This is a genomic window from Klebsiella sp. 7-CIP_Kleb. (assembly GCF_050378655.1).
Taxonomy (GTDB): Bacteria; Pseudomonadota; Gammaproteobacteria; order Enterobacterales; family Enterobacteriaceae; genus Klebsiella; species Klebsiella quasipneumoniae.
The window spans coordinates 188,156-214,322 of sequence record NZ_JBNRLJ010000001.1; the positions used below are offsets into that span (position 1 = coordinate 188,156).

The following is a 26,167-nucleotide window of genomic DNA, read 5'->3' on the forward strand; positions in this document are numbered from 1 at the left end:
CTCACACCTCCTTCGGGTTTGCCAGATAACCGGTGGTATCGCCACACGGCCGGGCGTTGCGGTTAGGGTTGATCGCGATGCTCGGCTGAGTGAAGTGCGCCGAGGGCAGCGGGGCTACCGCCGCCAGTTGGCCGTGCTTAGCACGCAGTTCAGCAATCGGCCCGAAATCGAGCGCCCGCAGCGGGCAGGACTCGACGCAGACCGGCTTCTTCCCCTCGGCGACGCGCTCATGACAGCCGTCGCACTTGGTCATATGGCCTTTGTCGGCGTTGTACTGCGGCGCGCCGTACGGGCAGGCCATATGACAGTAGCGGCAGCCGATGCACACCTCTTCATCCACCACCACAAAACCGTCTTCGCGCTTGTGCATCGCCCCGCTCGGGCAGACTTTGGTGCAGGCCGGATCGGCGCAGTGGTTACAGGCGATGGAGAGGTAATAGGCAAAAACGTTCTGCTGCCAGACGCTGTTGTCCTCCTGCCAGTCGCCGCCGGCGTACTCGTAGATGCGACGGAAACTGACTTCCGGGGTCAGGTTTTTATAGTCCTTACAGGCCAGCTCGCAGGTTTTGCACCCGGTACAGCGAGCGGAGTCGATAAAGAATCCATATTGCGTGCTCATGGTTTACTCCTTAAACCTTCTCGATATCGACCAGGTTAGTATGCTGCGGATTCCCTTTCGCCAGCGGCGACGGGCGGTGGGTGGTCAGGGTATTCATGCAGGCGCCATGGTCAACCCGGTCGCCGGCCATATTGGCGTCGTGCCACGCGCCCTGGCCCATCGCCGACACGCCCGGCATGATGCGCGGCGTCACTTTCGCCGGCAGCCGGACTTCGCCGCGCTGGTTGAACACCCGCACCAGATCGCCGTTATTAATCCCGCGTTTTTTCGCGTCAAGCGGGTTGATCCACACTTCCTGACGGCAGGCGGCCTGCAGCACATCCACGTTGCCGTAGCTGGAATGGGTGCGCGCCTTATAGTGGAATCCAAACAGCTGCAGCGGATACTGACTGCGCAGCGGATCGTCCCAGCCTTCAAATGTGGAGGCGTAGACCGGCAGCGGGCTGATGACGTCGTCTTTCTCCAGCTGCCAGCGGGCGGCAATCCGGCGAGCCGGCTGGAGTAGATCTCAATTTTGCCGGACGGGGTGTTGAGCGGATGCGCTTCGGGATCGCGGCGGAAGTCGCGATAGGCGACGAAGTGGCCGTTCGGATCCTTGCGTTTGTAGATGCCCATTCGCTTCAGCTCCTCGTAGGCCGGCAGCGCCGGATCTTTCGCCACCATTTTGGCGTACAGATGCTGCAGCCACTGCGCCTGCGTGCGCCCCTCGGTAAAACGCTGGTAGACATCGTCGCCGAGCCGTTTCGCCACTTCGCTTAAGATCCAGTAAATCGGTTTGCGTTCAAACTTCGCCGAGGTGGCGGGCTGGATGAAAATCAGATAGCCCATATTGCCGGCGTAATCGTTGGGAATGATATCCTCTTGCTCAACGGTCATCAGGTCGGGCAGCAGCAGGTCGGCATATTTCGCCGACGAGGTCATAAAGTTGTCGATGACCACGATGGTTTCGCACTTGCTCTCGTCCTGCAGAATATCGTGGGTCTTATTGATGTCGGAGTGCTGGTTGATGAGGGTGTTGCCCGCGTAGTTCCACAGGAATTTGATTGGCACATCCAGCTTCTCTTTGCCACGCACACCGTCGCGGGTGGCGGTCATTTCCGGACCACGGGCGATAGCGTCGGTCCAGGTGAAGCAGGAGATGGCGGTTTTCACCGGATTTTCCAGCACCGGCAGACGCTCGATGGTGATGGTGTAGGTCGATTCGCGGGCGCCGCTGTTGCCGCCGTTGATGCCGACGTTGCCGGTTAAGATCGGCAGCATGGCGATCGCCCGGGCCGAGAGCTCGCCGTTTGCCTGGCGCTGCGGCCCCCAGCCCTGGCAGATATAGGCCGGTTTGATCATGCCGATGTCGCGCGCCAGTTTAATGATGCGATCGGCTGGGATGCCGGTGATACGCGAGGCCCACTGCGGCGTTTTGGCGACGCCGTCGTCGCCCTCGCCGAGGATATAGGCTTTATAGTGGCCATTCTCAGGCGCCCCGGCCGGCAGCGTCTTCTCATCGTAGCCGACGCAGTATTTATCAAGGAACGGCTGATCCACCAGATTCTCGTTAATCAACACCCAGGCGATACCGGCGACCAGCGCGGCGTCCGTGCCGGGGCGAATGGGGATCCACTCATCTTCGCGACCGGCGGCGGTATCGGTGTAGCGCGGATCGATAACGATCATCCGCGCGTTGGAGCGCTCGCGGGCCTGTTCCAGATACCAGGTAATGCCGCCGCCGCTCATGCGGGTTTCCGCCGGGTTGTTGCCGAACATCACCACCAGCTTGCTGTTTTCAATATCTGAGGTGCTGTTGCCGTCGTTACTGCCGTAGGTGTAGGGCATGGCGCAGGCGATCTGCGCGGTGCTGTAGGTACCGTACTGGTTAAGCGAGCCGCCGTAGCAGTTCATCAGCCGCGCCACCGGCGAAGCGGAAGGCGAGGAGCGAGTGATGTTCCCGCCGACAATTCCTGATGAGTAGTTAATGTACACGGCTTCGTTGCCATATTCCGCGACGACGCGCTTCAGGCGGTCAGCAAGGGTATCCAGCGCTTCCTGCCAGCTGATACGCTCAAATTTACCTTCTCCGCGTTTTCCCACGCGCTTCATCGGATAGTTAAGGCGATCCGGGTGGTTGATGCGCCGGCGAATCGAACGCCCGCGCAGGCAGGCGCGGACCTGGTGATCGCCATAGCGGTCGTCGCCGGTGTTATCCGTTTCGACATACACCACTTCATCATCACGCACGTGTAACCGCAGGGCGCAGCGGCTGCCGCAGTTGACCGAACAGGCGCCCCAGACAATGCGGGTGTTGTCGCCGGCAGCCTGTTGTACTGCCGCCGCGGCGCTGCGCAGCGTAAAGGGGAGGGGAAGCCCGCCGGCGGCCAGCGCCAGAGAACCGAGGGCTGTGGATTTAAGTAACGCGCGTCGGGTGACGCCGCCGGAAGATTCCTGATTCGACATTGCTCACTCCATGATGGTTATGCTGGGCGGAGAAGGGCCGCCGCGTCATTAACAGACGCCGGGGTGAGCGATAATACGTTATGGGTAGCCGGCAGATCTTATCCCTGGTCAATGCAGGGATAAGATCTTTCGTTTGAAAGCGAAGTGGGCTTACTGAGCGTCGTTTTCGGCGGGACTGTCGCTGTTACGGGTATAGGTGATTTTGAAGGTGTCATTGGCGCAATGACCGACCACCTGAGCGCCGGGCTGGTCCGCCTGGTCGTTTGGCACAATGGCCAGACTGAAGGCCGTTTCCGGTACGCCATTGTTCATGATCTTCTGTTGAATATCATTTTTGACCCGCTCGCAAGAGTCGGGCGCCGCCAGTACGGTCGTGGAGCACAGCAGCAGCGCGGCGCCTGTCCAGAGGGATAGTTTCATCTTACGCTCCTTATCGATGTTATCCAGATTTAAGCATAGCAGAACTGGTGTAAACAATTGTATTTGCTAATATGATTGGATGTACACAAAAGGAATCACCTGTGAAAAGACTGTATTGGCTGATCCCGACCGCGCTGTTGCTGACGGCGTGCGACCGCGAAAGCGTCCCGGAAGCCTTCACCCCGGAGATGGCGAGTTTTTCCAATGAGTTTGAGTTCGATCCGCTGCGCGGACCGGTGAAAGATTTTAGCCAGACCCTACTGGACGAACACGATGTGGTGGTCAAAAAGGTGAGCGCGCAGCTGTCAAAAGAGGGATGTTTCGATCTGTTGACGCTGGAGGATGTGGAGAATAACACCGGCGCGACGCTGCTGCTGGACGCCAACTATTACGTCGATGGCCGCACCCATGAGAAGCGGCTGCGTCTGCAGGGGAAATGTCAGCTGGCGGAGATGCCCGCCACCGGCGTGAGCTGGGAAACGGATGATAACGGCTTTATTATCAGCGCCCGCGGCAAAGAGACCACCGCCACCTACCGCTACGACAGCGATGGCTATCCGCTGGGGAAAACCACCACCGCCAAAGAGGAGCGATTTACCGTTGCCTCCACGCCGTCGAAGGATCCGCGCAAGAAAATGGACTATACCGCCATCAGCACCTTCAACGACCGCACGCTGGGCACAGTGCGCCAGACCTGCGACTACGATCGTCATGACAATCCGCTGAGCTGTGAGCTGCAGGTGATCGATGAAAGCGTCCAGCCGCCGCTGACCCGCCACTACACGATTAAAAACCGCATTGATTATTACTGAGCCGTCGGCTTCAGCAGGGACGGCCCCGGCGTTTTGTGTTCCGCCAGATACTGATGCTGGAACAGACACATGCGGATGGTGTTGCGATACTCGCCGTTAATGAAAAACTCATGGATCAGTTCACCCTCGACCATAAAGCCGAGCTTGCGGTAAATATGGATCGCTTTTTCATTCTCTTTATCGACAATCAGATACAGCTTATACAGATTGAGCACGGTAAAGCCATAGTCCATCGCCAGCCGCGCGGCGCGGGTGGCGAGGCCTTTTCCCTGGAAGTCGGGCGAGATGATGATCTGGAACTCGGCCCGGCGGTGCACATGGTTGATTTCAACCAGCTCCACCAGTCCGGCTTTATCGCCATTGCATTCGATCACAAAGCGACGCTCGCTTTGGTCGTGAATATGCTTGTCGTACAGATCGGAAAGCTCAACGAAGGCTTCATAGGGCTCTTCAAACCAGTAGCGCATCACGCTGGCGTTGTTGTCGAGCTGGTGAACAAAGCGCAAATCTTCGCGCTCAAGGGGGCGGAGTCTGACGTGTAGCGCGTCGGTCATGGGAATTCCTGTGGTCAAAGCGGAAAAGAGGGGACGGAAAGGCGGCGCCCGCAGGCGCCAGCGTGCTCAGGGATTGATCGCCCGGCCGGTACGGCGGTCAAGGCAGCGCAGGGTGTTTGGTTCCCAGTAGGCATTGACGTTGGCGCTCTTCTGGCAGTTATCCTGCGCGTCAAAGGCGACATCGGTTTTGTCCCACTCTTTTTCCGCCCGTTTGTTCACCTTCTGGCGCAGGCTGCGGGTGTCGTTCCATTGCTCTTTTTCCATCGACGCCTGCTGACGGCTTTGCGCGCTGTCGCCTGACTCAATCACCAGCCGGTCGGTGGCTGCGAATGAGCTGGAGGTATAGAGCACGGCGCTTAACGCCAGAATGGCGGTCAGGCACCAGCGTTTGTTCAGTGTCATGTTCATCACGATTTCCTTTAGGTGATGGGTTAACCCTCAGGTTAAGTTTACTACAGCTGTTTTGCCCGGCATAGCCGACAAAACAGCGTAGGGAAAGGGCTATTATCGCGTAGAATAGTTCAACGCTTTGTCTCTTTTACGAATCTTTTAATGCTCAAAACCACGCTGCTGTTCTTTGCCACCGCTCTGTGTGAAATCGTCGGCTGCTATCTGCCGTGGCTATGGTTAAAACGCGGGGCCACGCCGCTGCTGCTGATCCCCGCCGGCCTGGCGCTGGGGCTGTTCGTCTGGCTCCTGACGCTCCATCCAACCGCCAGCGGGCGGGTATATGCCGCCTACGGTGGCGTGTATGTTTGTACCGCATTGCTCTGGCTGCGGGTCGTTGACGGAGTCAAATTAACCCATTATGACTGGGCGGGGGCGGCCATCGCGCTGTGCGGGATGCTGATCATCGTGGCGGGCTGGGGACGGGCATAAGCCCGTCTAATGTGATCCCTGCCACTTTTTTAAACCCTAATTCTTGTATGGTAGTCGACCTGTTGCCTTACTTATCAGACATCATATTGGGTTATGACTCTGTAAGGAACAACGATGGCTATTGAGACATTTGCCCCACAGGCGGGGGCAACGCCGCTGCGCATCCGTCGGGTGCAGAAGATCACCCTGACGCTGCTGTTTATCGCCGGTATCGTTAACTTTCTGGACCGCTCTTCCCTGAGCGTCGCCGGGGAGGCGATACGCGCCGATTTGGGTCTGAGCGCCACCGAGTTCGGGGTGCTGCTCTCCGCTTTTTCGCTCTCCTACGGCTTCGCGCAACTGCCCTCGGGCATTTTGCTGGATCGCCTCGGACCGCGGGTTGTGCTGGGCGCCGGGCTAATATTCTGGTCTGCGATGCAGGCCCTGACCGGGATAGTCAATTCGTTCTCGCATTTTATTCTGCTGCGCATTGGCCTCGGGATCGGCGAAGCGCCGTTTATGCCCGCCGGCGTGAAATCGATCAACGACTGGTATGCGCAACGAGAGCGCGGCACAGCGGTGGGGATATTTAACTCCTCGACGGTGCTGGGTCAGGCCATCGCCCCGCCGGCGCTGGTCATCATGAAGCTGGCCTGGGGCTGGCGGACAATGTTTGTGGTGATTGGTTTAGCCGGTATCCTGGTCGGCCTGTGCTGGTATGTGGGATACCGTAACCGGCGGCAATTCACCCTGCAGGAGGAGGAGCAACGCTATCTGGCCAGCGAGGAGGCGGCCCGACCGGCGCTGAAACTGAGCGAATGGCTGGCGCTGTTTAAACGACGTACCACCTGGGGGATGATCCTCGGCTTCTCCGGGGTGAACTATACCGGCTGGCTGTATATCGCGTGGCTGCCGGGTTATCTGCAGGCGCAGCAGGGATTGAGCCTTGCTAAAACCGGCTGGGTGGCGGCGATCCCGTTTCTCGCTGCGGCGGTGGGCATGTGGGTCAATGGGCTGGTGGTCGATGCGCTGGCGCGCAGAGGCTACGATCTGGCGAAAACCCGCAAAACGGCGATTGTCGCCGGACTGGTGCTTTCCGCGCTCGGCACGCTGTTGGTGGTGCAATCAAACACGCCGACCCAGGCGGTGGCGTTTATCTCCATGGCGCTGTTCTGCGTCCATTTCGCTGGCACCTCGGCCTGGGGATTGGTACAGGTGCTGGTGGCGGAACATAAAGTGGCGTCGGTGGCGGCGATCCAGAACTTTGGCAGCTTTGTGTTTGCCTCCTTCGCGCCGATCGTCACCGGCTGGGTTGTGGATACCACCCACTCTTTCAATCTGGCGCTGGTGATCGCCGCCGGCGTGACCTTCGCCGGGGCGCTGTGCTACTTCTTTATCGTCAAAACCCGCATCGATTAACCGGTCGTTATGCAACAGGCCCGCAGGGAGGCGTGGCCTGCGCCATGATCCGTCTTCTCTTACCGCTTCGTGGCGGATTTTCTTCTGTCATCTCAAAGATTTTGTGACCGATCGCCAGCGAGCACAACCCGGCAAAAAGCTTCTTGTATGGTAGTTGACAGAAATCAAAGATGTTATACCAATTGCGTGAGATGGTTGAGGCACAAAGGCATTCTCCTCGAGAGTTCTCCCAGAGAATGGTTGATGAGCCACATAACAACGAGAGTTACCATGGAAAACACCCTCTTAACCGCTAACGCCATCCTGCCCGGCTACGATCGCCACGCGCTGGTCCCCCGTATCGTCCATCTGGGTTTTGGCGCGTTTCACCGCGCCCATCAGGCGGTATACGCCGATATACTGGCCAGCGAGTACGGCAGTGACTGGGGCTACACTGAAGTCAACCTGATTGGCGGCGAGCAGCAAATCGCCGATCTCCGGCAGCAGGATCTGCTGTATACCGTGGCCGAAATGTCCGCCGACGCGTGGACCGCGCGCGTGGTCGGGGTGGTGAAGCAGGCGCTGCATGCCCAGGTCGATGGTCTCGAGGCCGTGCTTTCGGCGATGTGTGAGCCACAGGTGGCCATTGTCTCCCTCACCATTACCGAGAAAGGCTATTGCCATTCGCCCGCCAGCGGCGAGCTGCAGCTCGATCACCCGCTGATCGCCGCCGATCTCGCTAACCCGCGCCAGCCGAAATCGGCAGCGGGCGTGGTGGTGGAGGCTTTAGCGCGCCGCCGGGCGGCAGGGCTGCCTGCCTTTACCGTGATGTCCTGCGATAACATGCCGGAAAACGGTCATGTGATGCGCAACGTCGTTTGCGCCTACGCCCGGGCGCTGGACGCGGACCTCGCGGCATGGATAGAACAGAACGTCACCTTTCCGTCGACCATGGTGGACCGCATTGTCCCGGCGGTGACCGCGGAAACCCTCGATAAAATTGAACAGCTGACCGGCGTGCGCGACCCGGCTGGGGTGGCCTGTGAGCCGTTCCGCCAGTGGGTGATTGAGGATAATTTTGTCGCCGGACGTCCACAGTGGGAGAAAGCGGGGGCGGAGCTGGTCGCCATGTGGTGCCTTTCGAAGAGATGAAGCTGAGGATGCTCAACGGCAGCCATTCGTTCCTCGCCTATCTCGGCTATCTGGCCGGTTATCAGCATATCAACGACTGTATGCAGGATGACAACTACCGCCGCGCGGCGCTGGCGCTGATGCTGGACGAGCAGGCCCCGACCTTAAAAGTGCAGGGGGTGGATCTGTCACACTATGCCAGTCTGCTGATTGACCGCTACTGCAATCCGGCGCTCAAACACCGTACCTGGCAGATTGCAATGGACGGTAGCCAGAAGCTGCCGCAGCGCATGCTGGACTCGGTACGCTGGCATCTGGCTCACCAGCATGACTTCACGCTGCTGGCGCTGGGCGTGGCGGGGTGGATGCGCTATGTCGGCGGTGTTGACGACGCCGGCCAGGCAATCGAAATTTGCGATCCGCTGCTGCCGGTGATCCAGCAGGCGGTAGCCGCCAGCGCCGATGGCGAAGCGCGCGTCAAAGCGCTGTTGGGCATTGAGGCCATCTTTGGCCGGGAGCTGCCGCAGGAAGCGCGGTTCGTCTCGGCGGTGACCCGCGCCTATGTAGCGCTACAGCGTCAGGGGGCGAAAGCCACCGTTGCCGCATGGGCTGAGGCGCAATAATCATTTGTTCCCGGTGTCGGTCATGGGGTCGACACCGGCTCTTCTGCTGTTTCTGCACGGTTCCGCTGATAAATCTTTTTTGCTGTTGATCGCTTTTAGCAGGCTAAAAATATGATCGAACGCAATGTCCTTACATAACTCTATATTTCCCTGATTTACTAAAGATAATTAGCTGTTATTTTTCCGAATAATGGCTGGTCATTCACCGCAAAAATGGCATAGTTAAGTTATTGAAAAATCATTTTCTCTGGAAAAGGAGTGCGGGCCATGTATAAAAAGATTTTATTGCCTGTTGATGTTTTTGAAATGGATTTAAGCGATAAGGCAGTGCGTCACGCGGAATTTCTCGCATCGGCGGAAAATGGCGAGATCACCTTGCTCAACGTCCTGCCGAACAGCAGCCGTTCGTTATTACGCGGATTTACGGCGGATATTCGTAAATTCGAAGCCTATATGCAGGAAGAGTCAGAGAAAAAGATGCGCGAGGTGGCGCGACTGTTCGACCTGCCAATGTCACGGATCCATACCCGGGTCGTGTTTGGTAACGTGCGCGATGAAATTCTGGCTATCAGTAACAACGAAGCGTTCGATGTGATAGTGATTGGCTCCCGCAAACCGGGGATCTCCACCCATCTGCTGGGCTCCAACGCCGAGTCCATTTTGCGCTACGCCAAAACGCCGGTGCTGGTGGTCAGATAATCCCCTCCGTCACGACGGCTGCGTCAGCCTTATTTCGCAGCCGTCTGGTCCTTACTCTTCGCTAAACCAGTCGCGATTCTCCTGGCGGATCAGCAGCACAGATTCGCTGATTTCATGCAAATGAATACTCATGGCTTTCTCGACTGCCTCAGCGTCGCGTTTTTCCAGCGCGGTAAAAATTTCGTGATGCTGGCGCAGAAGCATCTCCGGGGAGGAGACATGGTCAAGGCTCATGTAGCGCACGCGGTCAATGGCGGCTTTGATGTTTTCCACCGTATCCCAGGCCAGCTGACAATCGGCGATAACCGAAAGCTTCTGGTGAAATTCATCATCAAGCAGGAAAAAATCGTTTAACTGCTGGCGGTCGACGGCAATACGCTGCTGATGGAGATTCTGCTCCAGTTGATAGACTTGCTCATCGTTAATCATGCCAGCGGCACGGCGGACCACCGCGCACTCAATCGCCTGGCGGACAAAGCAACCATTGCGCACCTGAGACAGGGAGATTTTGTTGACGTAGCTGCCGCGCTGGGGACGGATCTGGATAAGTCCATTCTCCGCCAGCTTAATAAAGGCCTCGCGCACCGGCTGACGAGATACCGCAAAACGCACGGAGACTTCTTTCTCCGACAGCGGCGTGCCAGGCGGGATGAGGCAGTGAACGATATCCCGGCGGAGGATGCGATAAATTTGCTGATTAACGGGTTGCGTCGGATTCAGTTGCGATTCTGCGGCCATTGATGGTTACTTTTTATGGGGTTATGCGCACTATTTTACGCGTTTTTTGCGGTTCCGCCCATACCCGGCCATCAGGCCGGGTGGCTGACGGTTAGCCCTGGCGGTGAACGCTGAGCCCGGCAAAGCTCTGGCTCACCGGCATCATCTCCAGGGTGTTGATGTTGACGTGTTTCGGTAGGGTGGCCACCCACCAGACCGCCTCGGTCACATCTTCCGGCGTCAGGGCTTCGGTGTTCTCGTAGGTTTTACCGGCTTTGGCGTCATCGCCTTTAAAGCGGACGTTAGAGAACTCGGTGCCGCCCACCAGGCCCGGCTCGATGTCGGTGACGCGCACCGCGGTGCCGTGCAGGTCAGTGCGAAGATTGAGGCTGAACTGGCGCACAAAGGCTTTGGTCGCCCCATAGACGTTACCGCCGGCATAAGGCCAGCTGCCCGCCGTGGAGCCGATGTTGATGATATGGCCGCGATTGCGCGCCACCATGCCCGGCAGGACGGCGCGGGTCATGTACACCAGCCCTTTATTATTGGTGTCGATCATATCTTCCCAGTCTTCCACGCTGGCGCGGTGCGCCGGCTCCAGGCCGAGCGCCAGACCCGCGTTGTTCACCAGCACATCGATAGCCTGCCACTCGGCGGGCAGGTCGGCAATCAGCGTCTCAATAGCGGCGCGGTTGCGGACGTCCAGTTGCGCGATATAAAGATTATCGCCCAGCTCGTCTTTCAGCGTCTTCAGGCGCTCTTCGCGACGTCCGGTGGCAATCACTTTATGACCGTTAGCGACAAAACGGCGAGTAATACTTTCACCAAAACCGGCAGTGGCGCCGGTGACCATGATAATCATCTTACTGTTCCTCAACGCTTTTTGTGTTTTCATACCATAGCACGCACAGGCGGCGACCGGTAACGGAAATCATTGCGACCCCTTAAGGAGAAGCCTAATCTTACAGGATTAGCCTGTGCAGGAGAGAAAGATGTCCGAACAAAACCCCTTTTTTAGCGTCAGTCTGTTGCCTTACCAGGCGCCGCGGTTTGACCTGATCGAAGACAGTCACTATCGGCCGGCGTTTGATGAGGGCGTTCGGCAGCAGCGCGAGGAGATCCGCGCCATTATCGACAATCCGCAGCCGGCCAGTTTCGCCAACACGCTCGAGGCGCTGGAGCAGAGCGGACAGCTGCTGGCGCGGGTGACGCGGGTCTTTTTCGCCATGGCCGGCGCCCATACCAACCCTTATCTTCAATCACTGGATGAACAATTTTCCGCCGAGCTCGCCGGGCTGGGGAATGACATCTGGCTCAACGAGGCCTTATTCCAGCGGGTGAACAGCGTCTACGAACAGCGCGAGACGCTCGCGCTTGACGGCGAATCCCTGCGTCTCCTGACCCTGACATGGCAACGTTTTGTTCACGCCGGGGCAACGCTGGACCCGGCGCAGAAGGCGGTGCTGCGCGCGCTGAACACTGAAGCGGCCACTTTGCAAAGTCAGTTCCAGCAGCGGCTGCTGGGGGCGGCGAAAAGCGGCGGCCTGGTGGTCGATGACCGGCATCAACTGGATGGCCTGAACGATGAGGAGATAGCGGCGGCTGCCGAGGCGGCGCGCGAAAAAGGGCTCAGCGATCGCTGGCTGCTGACGCTGACCAACACCACCCAGCAGCCGCAGCTGCTTGCGCTGCGCGACCGGCAAACGCGGGAAAATCTTTTCGCCGCCGGCTGGACGCGCAATCAGCAGGGCGATGAGCATGATACCCGTCGTCTGGTGCTGCGGCTGGCGGCGATCCGCGCGCAGCAGGCGGAACTGCTGGGGGCGGCAGATTACGCCAGCTGGGCGCTGACCGATCAAATGGCGGCTTCCCCGGCGGAGGCATTGGGCTTTATGCGTCAGATCGCGCCGGCGGCGCGGGCGAGGGCGGAACGTGAGCTGGCGGACATCCAGCAGGTGATCGACAACGAAGGCGGGGCGTTTCACGCGCAGGCATGGGACTGGCTTTACTACAGCGAGCAGGTGCGGCGGGCTGCCTATGCCATTGATGACGCGCAGCTTAAACCCTATTTTGCCCTCGAGCGCGTGCTGCAGGACGGCGTCTTCTGGACGGCATCGCAGCTCTTTGGGCTCCGCTTCGTGGAGCGCTTTGACATCCCGGTGTACCACCCGGATGTGCGGGTCTGGGAGATCTTCGACCACAATGGCGAAGGGATGGCGCTGTTTTATGGTGATTATTTCGCGCGCGATTCAAAGAGCGGCGGCGCCTGGATGGACGTGTTTGTCGAACAGTCGACCCTGCGGGAGCAGCGCCCGGTTATCTATAACGTCTGCAACTACACCCGGCCGCAGTGCGAGCAGAGCGCGCTGTTGTCATGGGATGAGGTGATCACCCTGTTCCATGAGTTTGGCCACGCCCTGCACGGGCTGTTCGCCAACCAGCGTTATGCCAGCCTCTCCGGCACCAATACCCCGCGGGATTTTGTCGAGTTCCCGTCGCAAATCTTCGAACACTGGGCCAGCCATCCGCAGGTATTTGCCCATTATGCGAAGCATTATCGCTCCGGAGAGCCGATGCCGGAGGCGCTGCGCGACAATATGTTGCGTGCGGCAACTTTCAATAAAGGATATGACATGAGCGAGCTGCTAGCCGCCGCGCTGCTCGATATGCGCTGGCACACGCTGTCGACCACTTCGTTACCGGAAGAGGTGGATGCGTTTGAACAGAAAATACTTCGGGATGAGCAACTGGATCTGGCGGCCGTTCCCCCGCGCTATCGCAGCAGCTACTTCTCCCATATCTTCGGCGGGGGCTATGCGGCAGGCTATTACGCCTATCTGTGGACCCAGATGCTGGCCGATGACGGCTATCAGTGGTTCGTGGAGCAGGGCGGTTTGACCCGTGAGAACGGTCAGCGCTTCCGGGAAGCGATTCTGTCGCGCGGCAATAGCACTGATTTAGCTGAACTTTATCGCCAGTGGCGCGGACACGATCCACAGATTGAGCCGATGCTGGAAAACCGTGGGCTGAGTGCGTAGGGTCATTTCGGGCTGACACGATAACCGGGCGCGATGCCCGGTTTATTGACCCCTTTTTGTTCCTCAAATGTCTCCACACTGTTCTCCCCAGTCCCCCCTCAAATTCTGAGAAAAAACGATACCGGCGATATTTCCGTCGCAGTAACGGGGCGGCACAGGTGACAGCGACTTTGTCCGTTTTCCAAACACAGAAAAAGAGGACATCAGGCGCCACTTATTTCCCTGCAAACACGGGTGTTAAGGTTTAATTAACAAACAGGCAGGATACTGACCTCGCCAATCCTCTCATAAAATGGCCAAATCATGAACGAACAGTTACGTAATGCACTACCGCATAAAGACACCCCTTTTTTCCGCATGCTGCATATTATTGTCGCCACCCTGATTCTGCTGCAGATTATTAGCTCTAATTTCACTGAAAGTGAGGCGCTTCGCGACCTGAATATTACCGGGGTCGTCACATGGTTTCATATTGTCTCGGGATTAGCGCTGATTGCGCTTGGTGCGGTGATGCTGGTTTGGATGCTTAATACGCGCGGGTTTCGATACTATTTTGCCTGGTCGACGTTTGATTTTCGTGGTGTGGTTGAAGACAGTAAACAGCTGATGACATTTCGTCTTCCTGAAGCCCATGCCGGGGGCATAGCGGCAATGATTCAGGGGCTTGGCGTACTGGCACTGTTAGCGGTCGCACTCTGTGGTGGACTCTGGTTTGTACTGGACACCGCGTCATGGGCGTCACCGTCGCTGGCGGAAACAGTCCTTCATTGGCATAAGTTTCTGACGGTGTTCATTGAAACCTATTTCTGGGCACATGGTGCGATGGGAGTGCTGCATATCTTTCTCTCCTTTCGCCGTCAAAGGAAACAAGCAATTATTGATTAATGTTCTGCACTTTCTAATTCCGATGAGGATGCGTATTTAAAGGGAAACGACATGCATCTTGAACGACACAGCATCGAAACCGTCGGCTGGCTAAGGGCTGCGGTTCTGGGAGCAAATGACGGGATTGTCTCAACCGCAAGCCTGGTGCTCGGCGTCGCCTCTGCAAACAGCGGCTCTTCGGGTGTACTACTGGCGGGGGTCGCCGGGCTGGTTGCTGGCGCCATGTCTATGGCAGCAGGAGAATATGTTTCGGTATCATCCCAGGCGGATACCGAAGCCGCGGCGCTTGCCCAGGAAAAAAGCGAGCTTGACGCAGATTATCAGGGAGAGGTGCGGGAGTTGACATCACTTTATATCCAACGTGGTGTGGAGCCAGCGCTTGCCCGGCAGGTAGCAGAGCAGCTTATGGCTAAAGACGCCCTGGAGGCTCATGCCCGCGAAGAACTGGGGTTAACGGATGTCCTTTCTGCGCGACCTTTGCAGGCGGCTCTCTTTTCGGCAGTGAGTTTTTCCGCCGGGGCGGGGTTGCCTTTGATCGTTGCCTTGTTATCGCCAGCAAAATTGATATCCATCTCTATCTTCTTTTCTACACTTTTTTCACTGGCTGCGCTGGGCTATCTCTCTTCCGTTGTGAGTAACGCACCGCCTGTCAGGGCGATCATCAGAATTACGTTCTGGAGCTCGCTGGCCATGCTTTTTTCGATGGGGATTGGGCGTATCGCCGGGCAGATACTATTGTAGAATTGTCGAGGGTCTGTTCCTCGACCGCTCCTCATCACTGGTTGAGCTCATCGTAGGGTTTTGATCGGCAGGGAGGAGCACTGCCCACCTCATTCGTCAAGGAGATACGTTTGCATATTGAGACTCATCGCCTGCGTCTTCGCCCTGTCATGGCTGAAGATGTTGTCGATCTATACCGAATTTATGGCGATCCGGCGACAAATACCTTTAACCCCGCAGGGCCCTATCCGGATATTGACTATGCCAGTACGGTTCTCCAGCGCTGGCTTGCCCACTGGCACGATCGCGGATTTGGCAACTGGGCCATATCGGCGCGTGATACCCCGGAAAAAATCATTGGCTTTGGCGGCGTAAGTCTACGCAGTTATAACGATGTCACCATTAACAATCTCGGATATCGGTTTTCCACTGAGGCATGGGGAAAAGGACTGGCCACCGAGTTTGCGATTGGCGCGATAAGATATGGCTTCGAGGCGCTTAAACTTGCGGAGATGTCAGCGGTTGTCCGGGCTAACCATCTGGCTTCGCAGAAAGTTCTCGAGAAAGCCGGGATGAGGTACATTAACGATATTGCTGATGTAAAAGATGCGCCGCCGAGTCTGCTCTATTCGTTGACCTTAAGCGAGTGGTTAAGCCAGTCGGGGTAACCCGCGGGCGCTTATTCGCAAGGCTGGATCGCACCGCAGCCGGCGCATCAGGTGGGGATTGCTCACAGAATCATGCGTTCATTCTACTGGCTCAATTAACTCTGGCCCTTGATTGTTGACATTGCCGACCGCCCGCGATACCGCATGCCAGATGAAATCGTCGGCGGTGACGGCTCCGTCCCTGGCAATCTCCGCCGCTTCCGCGCCGGTGACTTCTTGCCTCATCCATTCCCGGGCGGCTTCCGGCGCCAGGACCAGCGGCCGGCGGTCATGAATATCGACAAGACCGCGATCGGCGGCAGCGGTCACCAGCAAAAATCCTTCGGCGCTATCCCCGCGTTCGAAGGGCGTGCTGCCAATAGCGGCCATAAATATCGGCTGGCCATCCTTGCGCTGGATGAAGTAGGGCTGCTTTTTCTCTCCGGCCTTTTTCCACTCAAACCAGCCGTCGGCGAAGCAGATCGCCCGCCCGTGCTGCCACAGCAGTTTGAACATCCTGCTGGTGGCAGCGGTTTCAACCCGGGCATTAATCAGCGGTGATTTATCCCACCATCCCGGCGCATAGCCCCAGTGAACGGGATCGAGGTGGAGTTGCTCATTCCTTTCACTCAGGAGTAACACTTTTGTCCCTGGCGCGACGTTATACCGCCCAATGGGCTCCGGGTCCCAGGGGATATCGCGTTCGGCCTTTTCTGCGAGAAACGCCAAATATGCTTCCCGCGTCTGCGCTTGCGCAAAACGTCCGCACATCGCCACCTCCAGCCAGATATCGGAAGGAAAGTATAGTTCAGCAGGGAAGGGGCGTGGTTAGACATGATTTTGAAATCATGCGATTGTGAATTCTTTTCGCAGGCTTATAGCTGACGCTTAGGCACATACTACTTAAGTTGCCTATATTGCAGGCCATAATTCTGGCCTGAAATATATTAATTGAAGTTACGTATTCACCATGTGAATTGCTATTGCGAAAAATGTACGCAGGCGCAAGTACTGAGTATATGTCGCCTGAACAAGGCGTGTAGATGGAGTTGAAGGTGGGGTGTTTACCCGCCGCTGCAACAGACGAAAGGCAACGGCGTAGAAAAAGATTAGTTATCCGGGTTGTTGGAGATGCCTCTCCATACCATCCCCAGACCGATCAACATCGACGCGAAGAGGGCGAACAGGGTGGTAGAGATAAAAATGCTGGTCATTATGATGCCTCAGAAAGTGCGTATGCAGATTATTAGGCACGGGGGGACGAGAAAGGTTCCTTCCCTGGCGGATTATCTTTTCACCAGCGTCTTTCCGTCTGGCGCCAGCGAGGCGGATGTCATATCGAGGCACCGCTCTTGACGGAGGGATAATGCGGGGAGCCGTGTTTCTCCCTGCGCTGTTGCAGGAAGCCACTGGCAGGGGGATGCGTCGTGTTTCGGGCGTTGACATCCCATTGTACAAGTTATATATACATGTCGCTTCTGTTTATTGAATGTTAAACAGCATCAGTTATGGGACTCAGAAGCACCACACCCCCGCCGTCGGGCGGGGGTTACTTTGCCACCTGACCTGGTTATTTCTCACGGTGACTGACGAAGAAAATTTTTATTTCAGGTCTTGAAAAACGCGCTTTTGCTATTATTTTATATAGCGGACAAGCAATGCTTGCCTTTATGTTGAGCTTTTGAATGGATATTCAGGAGGTTAATGATGGCACTCAAAACCTTGTCAGCACTCCCGGTATTTGCTGATTCCCTTTTTGCCGATCGCTTTAATCGTATTGACCGTCTTTTCAGCCAGTTAACTGGCGATACGCCGGTGGGTACCTTACCTGCCTACGATTTACAGAAAGTGGATGACAGTAATTTTCTGCTCAGCGTCAGCGTACCAGGCTGGAAAGATGATGAACTGGAAATAGAGACCGTAGGCGGTAATTTACATATTACCGGCAAGCGCGCGCAAACCGAAAATCATTCCGGCGGCAGCCAGGGCTGGATTTATAAAGGCATTCGTCGGGCTGATTTCCAGCTCAGTTTCTCCCTTCCTGAACACGCCCAGATTAATCAGGCGCAGCTGGATAGCGGGATCTTAAAAATTGCTATCCATCAGGAAATACCCGAGAGCGAAAAACCGCGCAAAATTGCGATTGAGAATCAAGGCAGGGTGATCGAGCATAAAGTTTGATTGCGCCTCTGTCCTAAAGTTATTCATTTCAAGGCCCGCGCTGCGGGCCTTTATATTATCCGCTAAAGGAGGCGTAAACGGCCTCCCGGCGATCAGAGAAATCGATATGCTATCCTGTAAACAGGGCCTGTGAGGCTGTGTTCCTTCTAAAAGTCGGCGAGGTGTCAGAATGACGGACCAAATCGATAAAGACGCACAAAATACCCATGAATTGACCGCTCGGGTGGCCCGGGCGCTTATTGCGAGAGGCTGGCGACTGACCACGGCGGAATCCTGCACCGGTGGCAATCTGGCGGCGGCGCTCTGTGCTCAGGCTGATACCGCGGCCTTTTATGATACCGGCGTGGTTACCTTCAGCGATGAAGCCAAGCGCAACGTGCTCCAGGTCCGCGCGGAAACCCTGGCGGTACATAGCGCTGTCAGCGAAGCGTGCGTTCAGGAAATGTCGACCGGTATTTTGACGTTAGCCGGGGCCGATATCGCCATCGCCATCAGCGGCTATGCGGGGCCGGAAGGAGGGGAGGATGGAACTCCCGCCGGGACGGTATGGTTTGCATGGAACTTTCGCGGCCAGATCGAAACCCAACGGATGCGCTTTACCGGTGACTGCGAGGCAGTGGTGGCACAAGCGGTGCGCTTCGCCATGGCAGCGCTGGGCGAAAAACTCGCCCACTGGCAGTGACGCTACCGGACGCTGCGCCTTTACAGATCCGCAGCCTGGCGCTCTACCGGCCAGAAAATCTCCCCGATGCCATTCAGACAAGGCCGGGAGAACAGGAAGCCCTGAAACAGGCGAATGCCAACCGACTGTAGCCAGCACCACTCCTCCAGGGTTTCAACGCCTTCCGCCACGACCGTGATGCCTAAATCCTCGCAGCAGCGGACGACCGAGGCGACAATCGCCTGCTTGGTGCCGCTGATATGAATGTTGCGCACCAGCTCTGCGTCCACTTTAATTTTGTCAGGCTGAAAGCGGGTCAGTAACGACAGGCCGGAGTAACCCGCGCCAAAGTCATCGATGGCCAGCTTCATGCCCGCGACGCGCAGCGCTTTGAGCACCTTGCGGAACTGGTCGAAGCAGGTGATCACCTCCGTTTCGGTGACCTCTATCAGCACCTGGTCCGGCCTGAGGCCGGCCGCCAGCAGGCTGTTCATCAGCCAGCCGACGGCGTCAGGATGGTTATACAGCGAACCGGGCAGCAGGTTAATGGCCAGTTGGTGTTTGCCAAGCGGTAGCTGACTTGCGAGAGAGAAGGCATATGCTTTGCTCTCGAGGTCGAAACGGTAACGATCCTCCGCCGGGATGGCGGCAAACATCTCCACAGGGGATCCGCCGGTGGGGCTGCGGATCAGCGCTTCAAAGGAGGAGATTCGCTTTTTCGCTGGTTCGACGATAGCCTGCAAGGCAAACTGGCAGGGTTGATCGGGCAGATGACGCGGCGTGGCTGTGCTCGCGGCGGCCTTCATCGTCCAGCGAGAAGGCTGCAACGGCTCGGGAAGACAATAGCGCCCACCGTTAGCGATAAAGGCGTTAATCAGTCGGAACATCCGGTCGTTGATTGGCTCGGTGACCCCGAACGAGCTAATGCGCAGGATCTCCTCCAGCGCGCCATCGTCATCGTAAAGACGGAGATCCAACATGCGCATCCCGGTGCCGCGAAAGCGACGGTAGGCCGAATAGTCGCGCATCAGCTCAACCACATCGCGATGGCGCGGATCGCTTTGTATTTCGTGGAATAACGACTCCAGACTCTCTTCGCTCCCTTCCAGCACCTGGAAGAACTGCAGGCCGTTAAACAACAGAATGCCGGTGATGCCAAGGGGCGTATTTTTCCCGCAGGCGCGATGAATTAAAGCGTCGAGATCGGTGAGCGGGCGGTCAGGATCAACCTGGCTGCGATAAATCAGGGTGGTTAGCATTAGTCATTCCGGTCGCTGCAGCAAAGCTGCGATGGCCTGTACAGCGCATGTTGAGAAAAGTATGGCCTGCCCCCCAGATAGGGAGTCTGTGTTTGGTGCCCTTTAACTAACCGTGATGTCCGCACGCAGAACGTGAGTTTCACTTGGTGACTACCTTCACTCTACAGGGAATCTAAAGTTTAGCTATCTTTTTCGCATGCTCAATGCAAAAAAGGGCAAACAGACCGATCGCCCTTTTTGAAATATTGGCTCAGCGTATTAACTAGCCGGTTAATACTCGTCACCAGGAATTATCTTACCATTCTATTTCACGCTCTCAAAAAGCGATGCTGGTCTTGCCTCGATAAAATAGAATGCATAATATCAGTCCAGGTTAAATTTCTTTTTTTAGGTCTGCTATGAGTGACTTGTTTATTATTTTATGCCTGATTCTCTGTCCCGTTATTTCTTTGTGGAGTGGTGTTTCTTACATTCGGGAAAGACGCAAAAGACGCTACGTCTTCCGTTCCAGAAGATAATCTTCAGAGGTAATACAATGGCGATTGTATTAACGTCTTGCGAGTAGTTTTACGAGGTTGTTAAATTGCTGGCGGCTGTTTAAATTGAACTTGCACATAATATTCTTTTTATGCGAATGAATTGTTTTATGGCTAATTTTAAGCGCCGCGGCGACTTCATGCGGACTTAATCCAATACTGAATGCGTAAATGACTTTGGTTTGCGCATCGCTTACCGTCTTGCAGGCGCAATTGATGCAACGCCGCAGGCGATTGAAGGATGGGTCATGATGAGGTGGCAGGGAGCGCTGAATCGCGCTGGCTATCTCATCTTTAAGAAGCTGAACGGGAGCGTGGGGAGGCATAAACACCGCCTGCCGCAGACAGTTGGGTAAACCCTCTTCGGCGGTAGCTTGTTCATTATCCTGAAAAATAAAAAGCGTGTATTGCTCTGGGGCATGCTGAAACAGGTCATGACACAGGTACCATTCTCCCGCCACCATTTCCGTGAAGATCACATTAGCTTGCGCCATCCCATCCGCGTTCCATTGTTGAGAAAACTGATACTCTGATCCCCCGTAGGTCTTCATCGCTTCATCCACCAGTTCCGCAATAGCAACCCGCAAATAGTGATTTTTTATATTGATCAAAAAATTCGTCATATAACTTCCCTGTTGGGTATTAAAAAGGTGTCAGAATAAATTAAAGAATATAATGGTGAGGTGCAGACGTTTTTTAGCCGGGGTAATCTAAGGGATGTTTTTCATTAATGCAATATCTGCCTGGAAAAGTGAGATATCGGTGTATTGGTATGCGAAAGTTCCTAATAAACAAAATGTTAAGGATATATCGATCAGCGTTTTAAGCGTTTTGATGATTTTTTATTTTTGCGATGCATAAAAAGCTTAGTGATAGCCAGTATCTGTTGTTAGAATTAGCGGAGGACAAGATTACAGGAAGTATGTAGTGCTTATGAAGCAGAAACTCTATTTAAAAATGTTGGCGTGGCTGGAGGATAATATCTACTGTAACCCGGCGATCGATGACCTGGCACAGTATATGGGCTATTCGCGTCGGTTTGTGTACGAGGTGTTTTATCAATACGGCCGGTTACCCATCGGGCAGTATATTCGCCTGCGGCGCTTGACCATCGCAGCGGTCAGTCTGCGCTTAACGCGACAACCGATCGCCGCTATAGCCTGGCAGTTAAGTTACGATTCGCCGCAGACCTTTTCCCGCGAGTTTAAGAAACGGTTCTCGCTTTCGCCACGGGAATACCGATGCGCAGCGCACTGGGATACGGCAAAACTGTTAAAAAAATTCTCCCCTGATGATGAACGTCTGCCATTGGCGCGGATCTGTTCCCTGCCGGAGCGGGTCTATTATGGCTACCCGATGAAGTATGAACTGCGCCTGTCGGATATGGTGCTGCAACGCACCGCCAAGACGGCTATCAGACAAAAGGTTGACCGTTTTTTTACCGCCGGAGAAGGCTCGCTTTCCATACTCTCTGATTACGCCGCGGCGCGTCAAAATGAGCTTAACGTCGAGATTAACGCCTTTGTTGGTTGTCATGAGACGCGAAAGCCATCGTCCACGTTGACCGCCCGGTCGGGACTCTATGTCGGAGTTGATTTCTACGGCAGCTGGTCACGCTATGCCCGTTTGTCCAGCAATCTCTATCTGGATCTGCTGCCAACGCTGGGGGTAAGCCGTCGCGACGGGTATGACATAGAATGTTTCATGGCACGCCATACGGAAGGCGGAGATACAGAAGAGAGGTGCTATCACGTACGCTATTTTATACCGGTGACGCTGAAAGCGGCGGCTCAGCAGCCGGGCAGCGATAATGAGTCAGTCCCCGCGAGGGGGACCCAATAAGGTGGCCGGAGCCACCCAAATAAACTTCACAGTAAAAACCACAGCAGCCAGGTAATGAGGAAGCCCGTCACCCCCATGATGGTTGTCAGTACGGTCCATGTTTTGAGTCCGTCCGGCACCGAGAGCCCCAGATAGCGCGTGACCACCCAAAATCCGGCATCGTTGACGTGTGACAATCCGAGTGAGCCGAAGCAGGTCGCCAGCGTCACCAGCACCAGCTGGAGCGGCTCCAGCCCGGCAACCGCCTGTGACAGCAGGCCGGAGGTGGTGAGGATCGCCACGGTGGCCGAGCCCTGCGAGGCCCGAAGCACCAGCGACAGCAGGAAAGCGGCGGGCATCAGCGGCAGATGAATCGTCTCCAGCGCCTCGGCTAAGGCATTGCCGATGCCGGAAGCGACCAGCACCCCGCCAAAGGCGCCGCCGGCGCCAGCGACAAGGATAACGTCCGCCGAGGAGGGGATCGCGCTGCCGGTCACTTCTCCCAGCTTTTTCAGGTTCATACCCCGCCGGATGCCCAGCGTCCAGCTGGCCAGCCCCAGGGAGATCAGCAGGGCGACGGGCGGGGTGCCAATGACGGTCATCAGCTGGCGAATCGCGTTTTCCGGCAGCAGCAAGGCCTGACACAGCGTTCCGGAAACAATCAGCACGATGGGCACCACGATCAGCCCGCCGATAACCAGCGCATTCGGCGGCGCCAGTCGGGTCTGCTGCGCGTTGACGGAGAGGTCGGGCACCTCGGCCGTTTGCTGCTGTTCCAGCACGTTAATCGACAGATGATAATGGCGCTGATTGATCGACCGGGCGACAAAATAACCCACGATACCCACCACGACCGACACCCCAATCCCCGCCAGCATCAGCCAGCCGACATCGCTATGCAGAATACCTGCCGCGGCCGCCGCGCCAGGGTGGGTTGGCAATGCCACGTGGACGGTTAACATCACTCCGGCCATTGGCAGGCCAAACTTCAACGGCGACATATGAGCGACTTTACTGAAGCCGTAAATTAACGGAATGATGATAATAAAGCCGACTTCAAAGAAGACTGGCGTGCCGAGAATAAAAGCGACGATGGTTAAGGCGGCAATCGTCCGTTTAGAACCCAGCACGCCGGTCAGCGTTTTCGCCAGCGATTCGGCGCCGCCGGATATTTCAATGAGCACCCCCAGCATTGATCCCAAAATAATAATGCTGGCGATATGGCCGAGCAGGCCGCCCATCCCTTTTTCAATGGTGGTAATGATCTTATCCGCCGGAATGCCGGTGGCGAACGCCACCAGCAGGCTAACGATCAGGAGCGCCACAAAAGGATGCGCTTTAGCTTTGATCACCAGCAGGAGCAACAGCACTACGCTGGCTAACGCAATAAGTAACAGCGCCGATGTCGACATAGTTTTGCCTCGGGTATTAACAGGTATACAGAGAGTTATATTTTTAGCACCGCGCTTTATTTTTTCCGGTAGGGCGAAAACCATTCCAGTCCGGAAAGGGTATCCGCCCTGGGGATATATTCGCAGCCGATCCAACCGTCATAGCCCGCTTTATCCAGTAACGCATAGATCCATGAATAATTAATCTCGCCCTCGTCCGGTTCATGGCGGTCGGGCAGGGAGGCTATCTGAATATGGCGGTACTGACCGGCATACTCTGTAATAAGATGGCTTAAATTACCGTCCACTTTCTGCGCATGAAACAGATCTAACTGCACCGCGATGTTTGGCCGGTCGACCCGCTTCGCTATCTCCAGCGTCTGATATTGGCTGTGGTAGAGATAGCCCGGTTTGGTCTGCGGATTCAGGGCTTCAATGAGCACTCGCTTGTCGTGGCGGGCAAAGCACTCGGCGGCGTAGCGTAGGTTATCGACAAGCTCGGCCTCGCAGGCCGCGCGATCCATCCCCGGCGGCACCACGCCGGCCATGATATGCACCTGCGGACAATCCAGCTGGCAGGCATACTCCAGCGCCAGCTCAATATCACGCCGGGCCTCGGCGCTCCTGCCCGGCAGGGCGGCGAGACCCCACTCCCCGGCGTTAACGTCGCCGGGCGGGGTATTAAACAGCACCAGCTGCAGCTGGTTTTCCTGCAGGCGCTGTTTAATTTCCCCGGCGGCATACTCATAGGGGAACAGAAACTCCACGGCTTCGAAACCAGCGCGGGCGGCGGCGGCAAAGCGGTCCAGGAACGGCAGTTCGGTAAACAGCATGGATAAATTTGCAGCGAATTTTGGCATGGTTTTATCTCAGTTCATCCACTTCGTCAGCGGTCAGGTAACGGATCTCGCGATTGCCGAGGGTAAACATCAGCCGCGCGGTCTCTTCCAGCTCTTCGGTATTGTTGGTGGCTTCGCGCAGCGATGAGCCGGTGACCACCGGACCATGGTTGGCCAGTAAAAAGGCGTTATAGCGCGGCGCCAGCCCGGCCAGCGCCTCGGCAATGCGGTCGTCACCCGGTCGGTAGTAGGGAACCACCGGGACGTCGCCGACCCGCATCACCACGTAGGGAGTAAAGGGGCGAAAACAATTGTGCGGATCGAGCCCCTGCAGGCAGGAGAGCGCGGTCAAATAGTGGCTATGCAAGTGGACGATCGCCTTGCAGGCCGGGTTATGCAAATAGACCGCCCGGTGAAAAGCGACCTCTTTCGACGGTTTGTCGCCGGCGAGCCATTCGCCTTGCAGGGTGACCACCGACAACCGCTGCGCCTGCAGCTCGCCCAGGCAGGAGCCGGTCGGCGTCGCCAGCAGGTTGCCGTCCGGCAGCAGCAGCGACAGATTGCCGGCGGAGCCGGTGGCATAACCGCGGTTAAACAACGAGGCGCCAATTTGCACCATCTCATCTCGCAGCTGTTGCTCAGTCATGACAAAACTCCTGCTGGGCACGGGCAAAGAACGAGATATCGCCGAAATTCCCTGACTTCAGCGCCAGGGAGAGCGGCTGGCGGGTGTCACGCACCCAGGGAACTCCAGGGGAGATCGTCGGCCCGATATGGAACGCCTCGACCCCCAGCGTCTGCGCCACGATGCTCGACGTTTCCCCTCCAGCCACAATAAAGCGGGTGAATCCTTTCGCTTTCAGCGCGGCGGCGAGGGCGGCGAACAACTGTTCCACCCTTTCGCTGCTGGCCTTGTCGCCATACTGCGCCTGGATCCGCTGCAGCGTTTGCGGCTCGGTGGTGGCATAGACCATCGGCGCCAGCGGCGCATCGCGGTTTGCGTCCACCCAGGCTGCCAGCGTCCCGACATAGCCTTCGAGATCGGTAAAGCAGGCGCTTAAGTCAACGGCGCGGGCGGGAGCCTGTTCACGATAGGCCGCCACCTGGCTGTTGGTCATCAGCGAACAAGAGCCCGAGAGCACCACCGCCGGGCCGGGCAGCGGCATGCCCGCCAGGGATCCTTCACCCTGGGTTCCGTGGCGCTGCGCCCAGTCGCGGGCGAGGCCGATGGCGAGACCAGAGCCGCCGGAGACCAGCTTCATCTCCCGCAGCGCCGCCCCCTGGGTCAGCAAATGCTGTTCACTAAGGGCATCGAGCACCACATAGCGCACCGCCGGATCGCTGATGGCCGCCAGCGCGGCAGCGACCGCTTCCGGCCCCTGATCGACAACCGGCCAGGCTATCAGCGCCGCTTTACCGCCGCCCTGGCGTTCGATTAAGCGGCCGAGGTGGGCATCCTCCATTGGCGTCACCGGATGGTGGCGCATCCCGGACTCATTGAGCAACTGCTGGCCGACAAACAGATACCCCTGATAGACCGTGCGGCCGTTCACCGGCAGCGCCGGTGATATCACCGTCCGCGTCTCGCCCAGCTCTGCCAGCAGCGCATCCAGTACCGGGCCAATGTTACCCTGCGCGGTGCTGTCGAAAGTGGAACAATACTTAAAATAAAATTGCTGACAGCCCCGGGCTTGCAGCCAGCGCAGGGCCGCCAGGGACTGGCTGACGGCGGTTTCCACCGGGCAGGATCGCGTTTTCAGACTGATCACCACCGCTTCACTGGTCAACGGCAGTTCGTGGGGCGGTACGCCGTTTAGCTGCACCGTCGGCATGCCGTTGCGCACGAGGAAGCTGGCAATATCCGTGGCGCCGGTAAAGTCATCGGCAATGACACCAAGCTGCATCTTGTCTCT

General features: G+C 56.8%; 26 protein-coding genes and 3 pseudogenes. 14 read left to right on the forward strand and 15 right to left on the reverse strand.

All coding sequences use genetic code 11. The annotated features are described in order from the left end of the window. Position 1: 1 nt before the first annotated feature. From ACQUTI_RS00895 to ACQUTI_RS00905, 3 genes and pseudogenes are all read right to left on the reverse strand, one after another. Positions 2-619, reverse strand: a complete 618-nt coding sequence (locus ACQUTI_RS00895; RefSeq protein WP_064187263.1) for a DMSO/selenate family reductase complex B subunit — start codon at positions 617-619, stop codon at positions 2-4. A gap of 10 nt (positions 620-629) precedes the next feature. Further along, positions 630-3,064, reverse strand: a pseudogene (gene ynfE / locus ACQUTI_RS00900) (selenate/tellurate reductase subunit YnfE). A gap of 150 nt (positions 3,065-3,214) precedes the next feature. Next, positions 3,215-3,484 carry a DUF1161 domain-containing protein gene (locus tag ACQUTI_RS00905; RefSeq protein ID WP_023318174.1) on the reverse strand — a complete coding sequence of 90 codons (270 nt, stop codon included), beginning with the start codon at positions 3,482-3,484 and terminating at the stop codon, positions 3,215-3,217. Positions 3,485-3,585: 101 nt separating this feature from the next. Between ACQUTI_RS00905 and ACQUTI_RS00910 the strand changes: the two genes are divergently transcribed. Beyond that, positions 3,586-4,296, forward strand: a complete 711-nt coding sequence (locus ACQUTI_RS00910) for a YnfC family lipoprotein (RefSeq protein ID WP_017900332.1) — start codon at positions 3,586-3,588, stop codon at positions 4,294-4,296. On the opposite strand, the gene speG is transcribed toward ACQUTI_RS00910, so the two are convergent. Beyond that, positions 4,290-4,850: a spermidine N1-acetyltransferase gene (gene speG, locus ACQUTI_RS00915; RefSeq protein ID WP_004206037.1), complete on the reverse strand. Its 561-nt coding sequence runs from the start codon at positions 4,848-4,850 to the stop codon at positions 4,290-4,292. The two genes, ACQUTI_RS00910 and speG, sit on opposite strands and share 7 nt — an antisense overlap. Before the next feature lie 66 nt (positions 4,851-4,916). Beyond that, positions 4,917-5,258, reverse strand: coding sequence for a DUF1283 family protein (locus tag ACQUTI_RS00920; protein ID WP_428923173.1), 342 nt, complete (start codon positions 5,256-5,258; stop codon positions 4,917-4,919). A 108-nt stretch (positions 5,259-5,366) separates the two neighbouring features. On the opposite strand from ACQUTI_RS00920, the gene ACQUTI_RS00925 reads away from it, so the two are divergent. The 4 genes and pseudogenes from ACQUTI_RS00925 (at position 5,367) to ACQUTI_RS00940 (ending at position 9,559) form a co-directional block, all read left to right on the forward strand. After that, positions 5,367-5,729, forward strand: a complete 363-nt coding sequence (locus ACQUTI_RS00925) for a YnfA family protein (RefSeq protein ID WP_072140454.1) — start codon at positions 5,367-5,369, stop codon at positions 5,727-5,729. Positions 5,730-5,843: 114 nt separating this feature from the next. Beyond that, positions 5,844-7,127: an MFS transporter gene (locus ACQUTI_RS00930; protein WP_428923174.1), complete on the forward strand. Its 1,284-nt coding sequence runs from the start codon at positions 5,844-5,846 to the stop codon at positions 7,125-7,127. Between the two features lie 270 nt (positions 7,128-7,397). After that, positions 7,398-8,860 (forward strand): annotated as a pseudogene (locus ACQUTI_RS00935) (mannitol dehydrogenase family protein). A gap of 267 nt (positions 8,861-9,127) precedes the next feature. Then, positions 9,128-9,559 carry a universal stress protein gene (locus tag ACQUTI_RS00940; RefSeq protein ID WP_004206026.1) on the forward strand — a complete coding sequence of 144 codons (432 nt, stop codon included), beginning with the start codon at positions 9,128-9,130 and terminating at the stop codon, positions 9,557-9,559. A 51-nt stretch (positions 9,560-9,610) separates the two neighbouring features. Here the strand turns inward: ACQUTI_RS00940 and ACQUTI_RS00945 are convergent, their stop codons facing one another. Both ACQUTI_RS00945 and ydfG read right to left on the reverse strand, forming a co-directional pair. Then, positions 9,611-10,297, reverse strand: coding sequence for a GntR family transcriptional regulator (locus ACQUTI_RS00945; protein WP_004206025.1), 687 nt, complete (start codon positions 10,295-10,297; stop codon positions 9,611-9,613). Between the two features lie 91 nt (positions 10,298-10,388). Then, on the reverse strand, positions 10,389-11,138 hold the full coding sequence (ydfG, locus tag ACQUTI_RS00950; protein WP_004206024.1) for a bifunctional NADP-dependent 3-hydroxy acid dehydrogenase/3-hydroxypropionate dehydrogenase YdfG: 750 nt from the start codon (positions 11,136-11,138) through the stop codon (positions 10,389-10,391). Between the two features lie 130 nt (positions 11,139-11,268). On the opposite strand from ydfG, the gene dcp reads away from it, so the two are divergent. The 4 genes from dcp to ACQUTI_RS00970 all read left to right on the forward strand — a co-directional run bounded on the left by dcp (position 11,269) and on the right by ACQUTI_RS00970 (position 15,587). After that, positions 11,269-13,314, forward strand: coding sequence for a peptidyl-dipeptidase Dcp (gene dcp, locus ACQUTI_RS00955; RefSeq protein ID WP_074384458.1), 2,046 nt, complete (start codon positions 11,269-11,271; stop codon positions 13,312-13,314). A 303-nt stretch (positions 13,315-13,617) separates the two neighbouring features. Further along, the gene (locus ACQUTI_RS00960; RefSeq protein WP_004206021.1) at positions 13,618-14,199 is read left to right on the forward strand and encodes a cytochrome b/b6 domain-containing protein; all 582 of its coding nucleotides are present in this window, start codon (positions 13,618-13,620) and stop codon (positions 14,197-14,199) included. Positions 14,200-14,250: 51 nt separating this feature from the next. Then, positions 14,251-14,940 (forward strand): VIT1/CCC1 transporter family protein, encoded by a 690-nt coding sequence (locus tag ACQUTI_RS00965; RefSeq protein WP_017900336.1) that lies wholly within the window; start codon positions 14,251-14,253, stop codon positions 14,938-14,940. A 110-nt stretch (positions 14,941-15,050) separates the two neighbouring features. Then, a complete protein-coding gene (locus ACQUTI_RS00970) occupies positions 15,051-15,587 on the forward strand; it encodes a GNAT family N-acetyltransferase (RefSeq protein ID WP_004206018.1) in 537 nt (178 codons plus the stop codon). 78 nt (positions 15,588-15,665) lie between these two features. Here ACQUTI_RS00970 and ACQUTI_RS00975 read toward each other — a convergent pair whose 3' ends face one another. Further along, complete coding sequence (locus ACQUTI_RS00975; protein WP_428923175.1) at positions 15,666-16,337, reverse strand: SOS response-associated peptidase; 672 nt, start codon at positions 16,335-16,337, stop codon at positions 15,666-15,668. A gap of 338 nt (positions 16,338-16,675) precedes the next feature. Further along, positions 16,676-16,771 (reverse strand): YnaM/YnfT family protein, encoded by a 96-nt coding sequence (locus tag ACQUTI_RS00980; protein WP_272481999.1) that lies wholly within the window; start codon positions 16,769-16,771, stop codon positions 16,676-16,678. Here ACQUTI_RS00980 and ACQUTI_RS00985 point away from each other — a divergent pair. From ACQUTI_RS00985 to ACQUTI_RS00995, 3 genes and pseudogenes are all read left to right on the forward strand, one after another. Next, positions 16,731-16,823 (forward strand): annotated as a pseudogene (locus ACQUTI_RS00985) (hypothetical protein); the annotation flags it as partial. The gene ACQUTI_RS00980 and the pseudogene ACQUTI_RS00985 sit on opposite strands and share 41 nt — an antisense overlap. A gap of 450 nt (positions 16,824-17,273) precedes the next feature. Continuing rightward, entirely contained in the window at positions 17,274-17,747 is a 474-nt protein-coding gene (locus ACQUTI_RS00990) for an Hsp20 family protein (RefSeq protein ID WP_017900339.1), read from the forward strand. A 169-nt stretch (positions 17,748-17,916) separates the two neighbouring features. After that, positions 17,917-18,429, forward strand: coding sequence for a 2-oxo-tetronate isomerase (locus ACQUTI_RS00995; RefSeq protein WP_023318181.1), 513 nt, complete (start codon positions 17,917-17,919; stop codon positions 18,427-18,429). Positions 18,430-18,449: 20 nt separating this feature from the next. Here the strand turns inward: ACQUTI_RS00995 and ACQUTI_RS01000 are convergent, their stop codons facing one another. Beyond that, on the reverse strand, positions 18,450-19,667 hold the full coding sequence (locus ACQUTI_RS01000) for a diguanylate phosphodiesterase (protein ID WP_122543034.1): 1,218 nt from the start codon (positions 19,665-19,667) through the stop codon (positions 18,450-18,452). A gap of 398 nt (positions 19,668-20,065) precedes the next feature. Here ACQUTI_RS01000 and ACQUTI_RS01005 point away from each other — a divergent pair, with 398 nt between their 5' ends. After that, the gene (locus ACQUTI_RS01005; RefSeq protein WP_138100189.1) at positions 20,066-20,185 is read left to right on the forward strand and encodes a small membrane protein; all 120 of its coding nucleotides are present in this window, start codon (positions 20,066-20,068) and stop codon (positions 20,183-20,185) included. A gap of 29 nt (positions 20,186-20,214) precedes the next feature. On the opposite strand, the gene kbvR is transcribed toward ACQUTI_RS01005, so the two are convergent. Next, the gene (gene kbvR / locus ACQUTI_RS01010; protein WP_004206009.1) at positions 20,215-20,826 is read right to left on the reverse strand and encodes a LuxR family transcriptional regulator KbvR; all 612 of its coding nucleotides are present in this window, start codon (positions 20,824-20,826) and stop codon (positions 20,215-20,217) included. A 310-nt stretch (positions 20,827-21,136) separates the two neighbouring features. Here kbvR and ACQUTI_RS01015 point away from each other — a divergent pair, with 310 nt between their 5' ends. Beyond that, the gene (locus tag ACQUTI_RS01015; protein ID WP_428923176.1) at positions 21,137-22,045 is read left to right on the forward strand and encodes a helix-turn-helix domain-containing protein; all 909 of its coding nucleotides are present in this window, start codon (positions 21,137-21,139) and stop codon (positions 22,043-22,045) included. Positions 22,046-22,071: 26 nt separating this feature from the next. On the opposite strand, the gene ACQUTI_RS01020 is transcribed toward ACQUTI_RS01015, so the two are convergent. From ACQUTI_RS01020 to otnK, 4 genes are read right to left on the reverse strand one after another with little or no spacing between them, the layout of a single operon-like run. Next, positions 22,072-23,436 (reverse strand): GntP family transporter, encoded by a 1,365-nt coding sequence (locus ACQUTI_RS01020; protein WP_004206005.1) that lies wholly within the window; start codon positions 23,434-23,436, stop codon positions 22,072-22,074. Between the two features lie 56 nt (positions 23,437-23,492). Beyond that, on the reverse strand, positions 23,493-24,275 hold the full coding sequence (locus ACQUTI_RS01025; protein ID WP_017900342.1) for an HPr family phosphocarrier protein: 783 nt from the start codon (positions 24,273-24,275) through the stop codon (positions 23,493-23,495). Between the two features lie 4 nt (positions 24,276-24,279). Next, the gene (locus ACQUTI_RS01030; RefSeq protein WP_122543032.1) at positions 24,280-24,900 is read right to left on the reverse strand and encodes an aldolase; all 621 of its coding nucleotides are present in this window, start codon (positions 24,898-24,900) and stop codon (positions 24,280-24,282) included. Further along, positions 24,893-26,158, reverse strand: a complete 1,266-nt coding sequence (gene otnK / locus ACQUTI_RS01035; protein WP_122543030.1) for a 3-oxo-tetronate kinase — start codon at positions 26,156-26,158, stop codon at positions 24,893-24,895. Before otnK ends, ACQUTI_RS01030 begins: the two co-directional genes overlap by 8 nt. Positions 26,159-26,167: the final 9 nt, after the last annotated feature.

Bases quoted from the DNA above. Each gene is read 5' to 3' on its own strand.
- ACQUTI_RS00895 (WP_064187263.1), bottom strand. From the start codon at position 619: ATGAGCACGCAATATGGATTCTTTATCGACTCCGCTCGCTGTACCGGG.
- ACQUTI_RS00905 (WP_023318174.1), bottom strand. From the start codon at position 3,484: ATGAAACTATCCCTCTGGACAGGCGCCGCGCTGCTGCTGTGCTCCACG.
- speG (WP_004206037.1), bottom strand. From the start codon at position 4,850: ATGACCGACGCGCTACACGTCAGACTCCGCCCCCTTGAGCGCGAAGAT.
- ACQUTI_RS00920 (WP_428923173.1), bottom strand. From the start codon at position 5,258: ATGAACATGACACTGAACAAACGCTGGTGCCTGACCGCCATTCTGGCG.
- ACQUTI_RS00930 (WP_428923174.1), top strand. From the start codon at position 5,844: ATGGCTATTGAGACATTTGCCCCACAGGCGGGGGCAACGCCGCTGCGC.
- ACQUTI_RS00940 (WP_004206026.1), top strand. From the start codon at position 9,128: ATGTATAAAAAGATTTTATTGCCTGTTGATGTTTTTGAAATGGATTTA.
- ACQUTI_RS00945 (WP_004206025.1), bottom strand. From the start codon at position 10,297: ATGGCCGCAGAATCGCAACTGAATCCGACGCAACCCGTTAATCAGCAA.
- ydfG (WP_004206024.1), bottom strand. From the start codon at position 11,138: ATGATTATCATGGTCACCGGCGCCACTGCCGGTTTTGGTGAAAGTATT.
- dcp (WP_074384458.1), top strand. From the start codon at position 11,269: ATGTCCGAACAAAACCCCTTTTTTAGCGTCAGTCTGTTGCCTTACCAG.
- ACQUTI_RS00960 (WP_004206021.1), top strand. From the start codon at position 13,618: ATGAACGAACAGTTACGTAATGCACTACCGCATAAAGACACCCCTTTT.
- ACQUTI_RS00965 (WP_017900336.1), top strand. From the start codon at position 14,251: ATGCATCTTGAACGACACAGCATCGAAACCGTCGGCTGGCTAAGGGCT.
- ACQUTI_RS00975 (WP_428923175.1), bottom strand. From the start codon at position 16,337: ATGTGCGGACGTTTTGCGCAAGCGCAGACGCGGGAAGCATATTTGGCG.
- ACQUTI_RS00990 (WP_017900339.1), top strand. From the start codon at position 17,274: ATGGCACTCAAAACCTTGTCAGCACTCCCGGTATTTGCTGATTCCCTT.
- ACQUTI_RS00995 (WP_023318181.1), top strand. From the start codon at position 17,917: ATGACGGACCAAATCGATAAAGACGCACAAAATACCCATGAATTGACC.
- ACQUTI_RS01000 (WP_122543034.1), bottom strand. From the start codon at position 19,667: ATGCTAACCACCCTGATTTATCGCAGCCAGGTTGATCCTGACCGCCCG.
- ACQUTI_RS01005 (WP_138100189.1), top strand. From the start codon at position 20,066: ATGAGTGACTTGTTTATTATTTTATGCCTGATTCTCTGTCCCGTTATT.
- kbvR (WP_004206009.1), bottom strand. From the start codon at position 20,826: ATGACGAATTTTTTGATCAATATAAAAAATCACTATTTGCGGGTTGCT.
- ACQUTI_RS01015 (WP_428923176.1), top strand. From the start codon at position 21,137: ATGAAGCAGAAACTCTATTTAAAAATGTTGGCGTGGCTGGAGGATAAT.
- ACQUTI_RS01020 (WP_004206005.1), bottom strand. From the start codon at position 23,436: ATGTCGACATCGGCGCTGTTACTTATTGCGTTAGCCAGCGTAGTGCTG.
- ACQUTI_RS01025 (WP_017900342.1), bottom strand. From the start codon at position 24,275: ATGCCAAAATTCGCTGCAAATTTATCCATGCTGTTTACCGAACTGCCG.
- ACQUTI_RS01030 (WP_122543032.1), bottom strand. From the start codon at position 24,900: ATGACTGAGCAACAGCTGCGAGATGAGATGGTGCAAATTGGCGCCTCG.
- otnK (WP_122543030.1), bottom strand. From the start codon at position 26,158: ATGCAGCTTGGTGTCATTGCCGATGACTTTACCGGCGCCACGGATATT.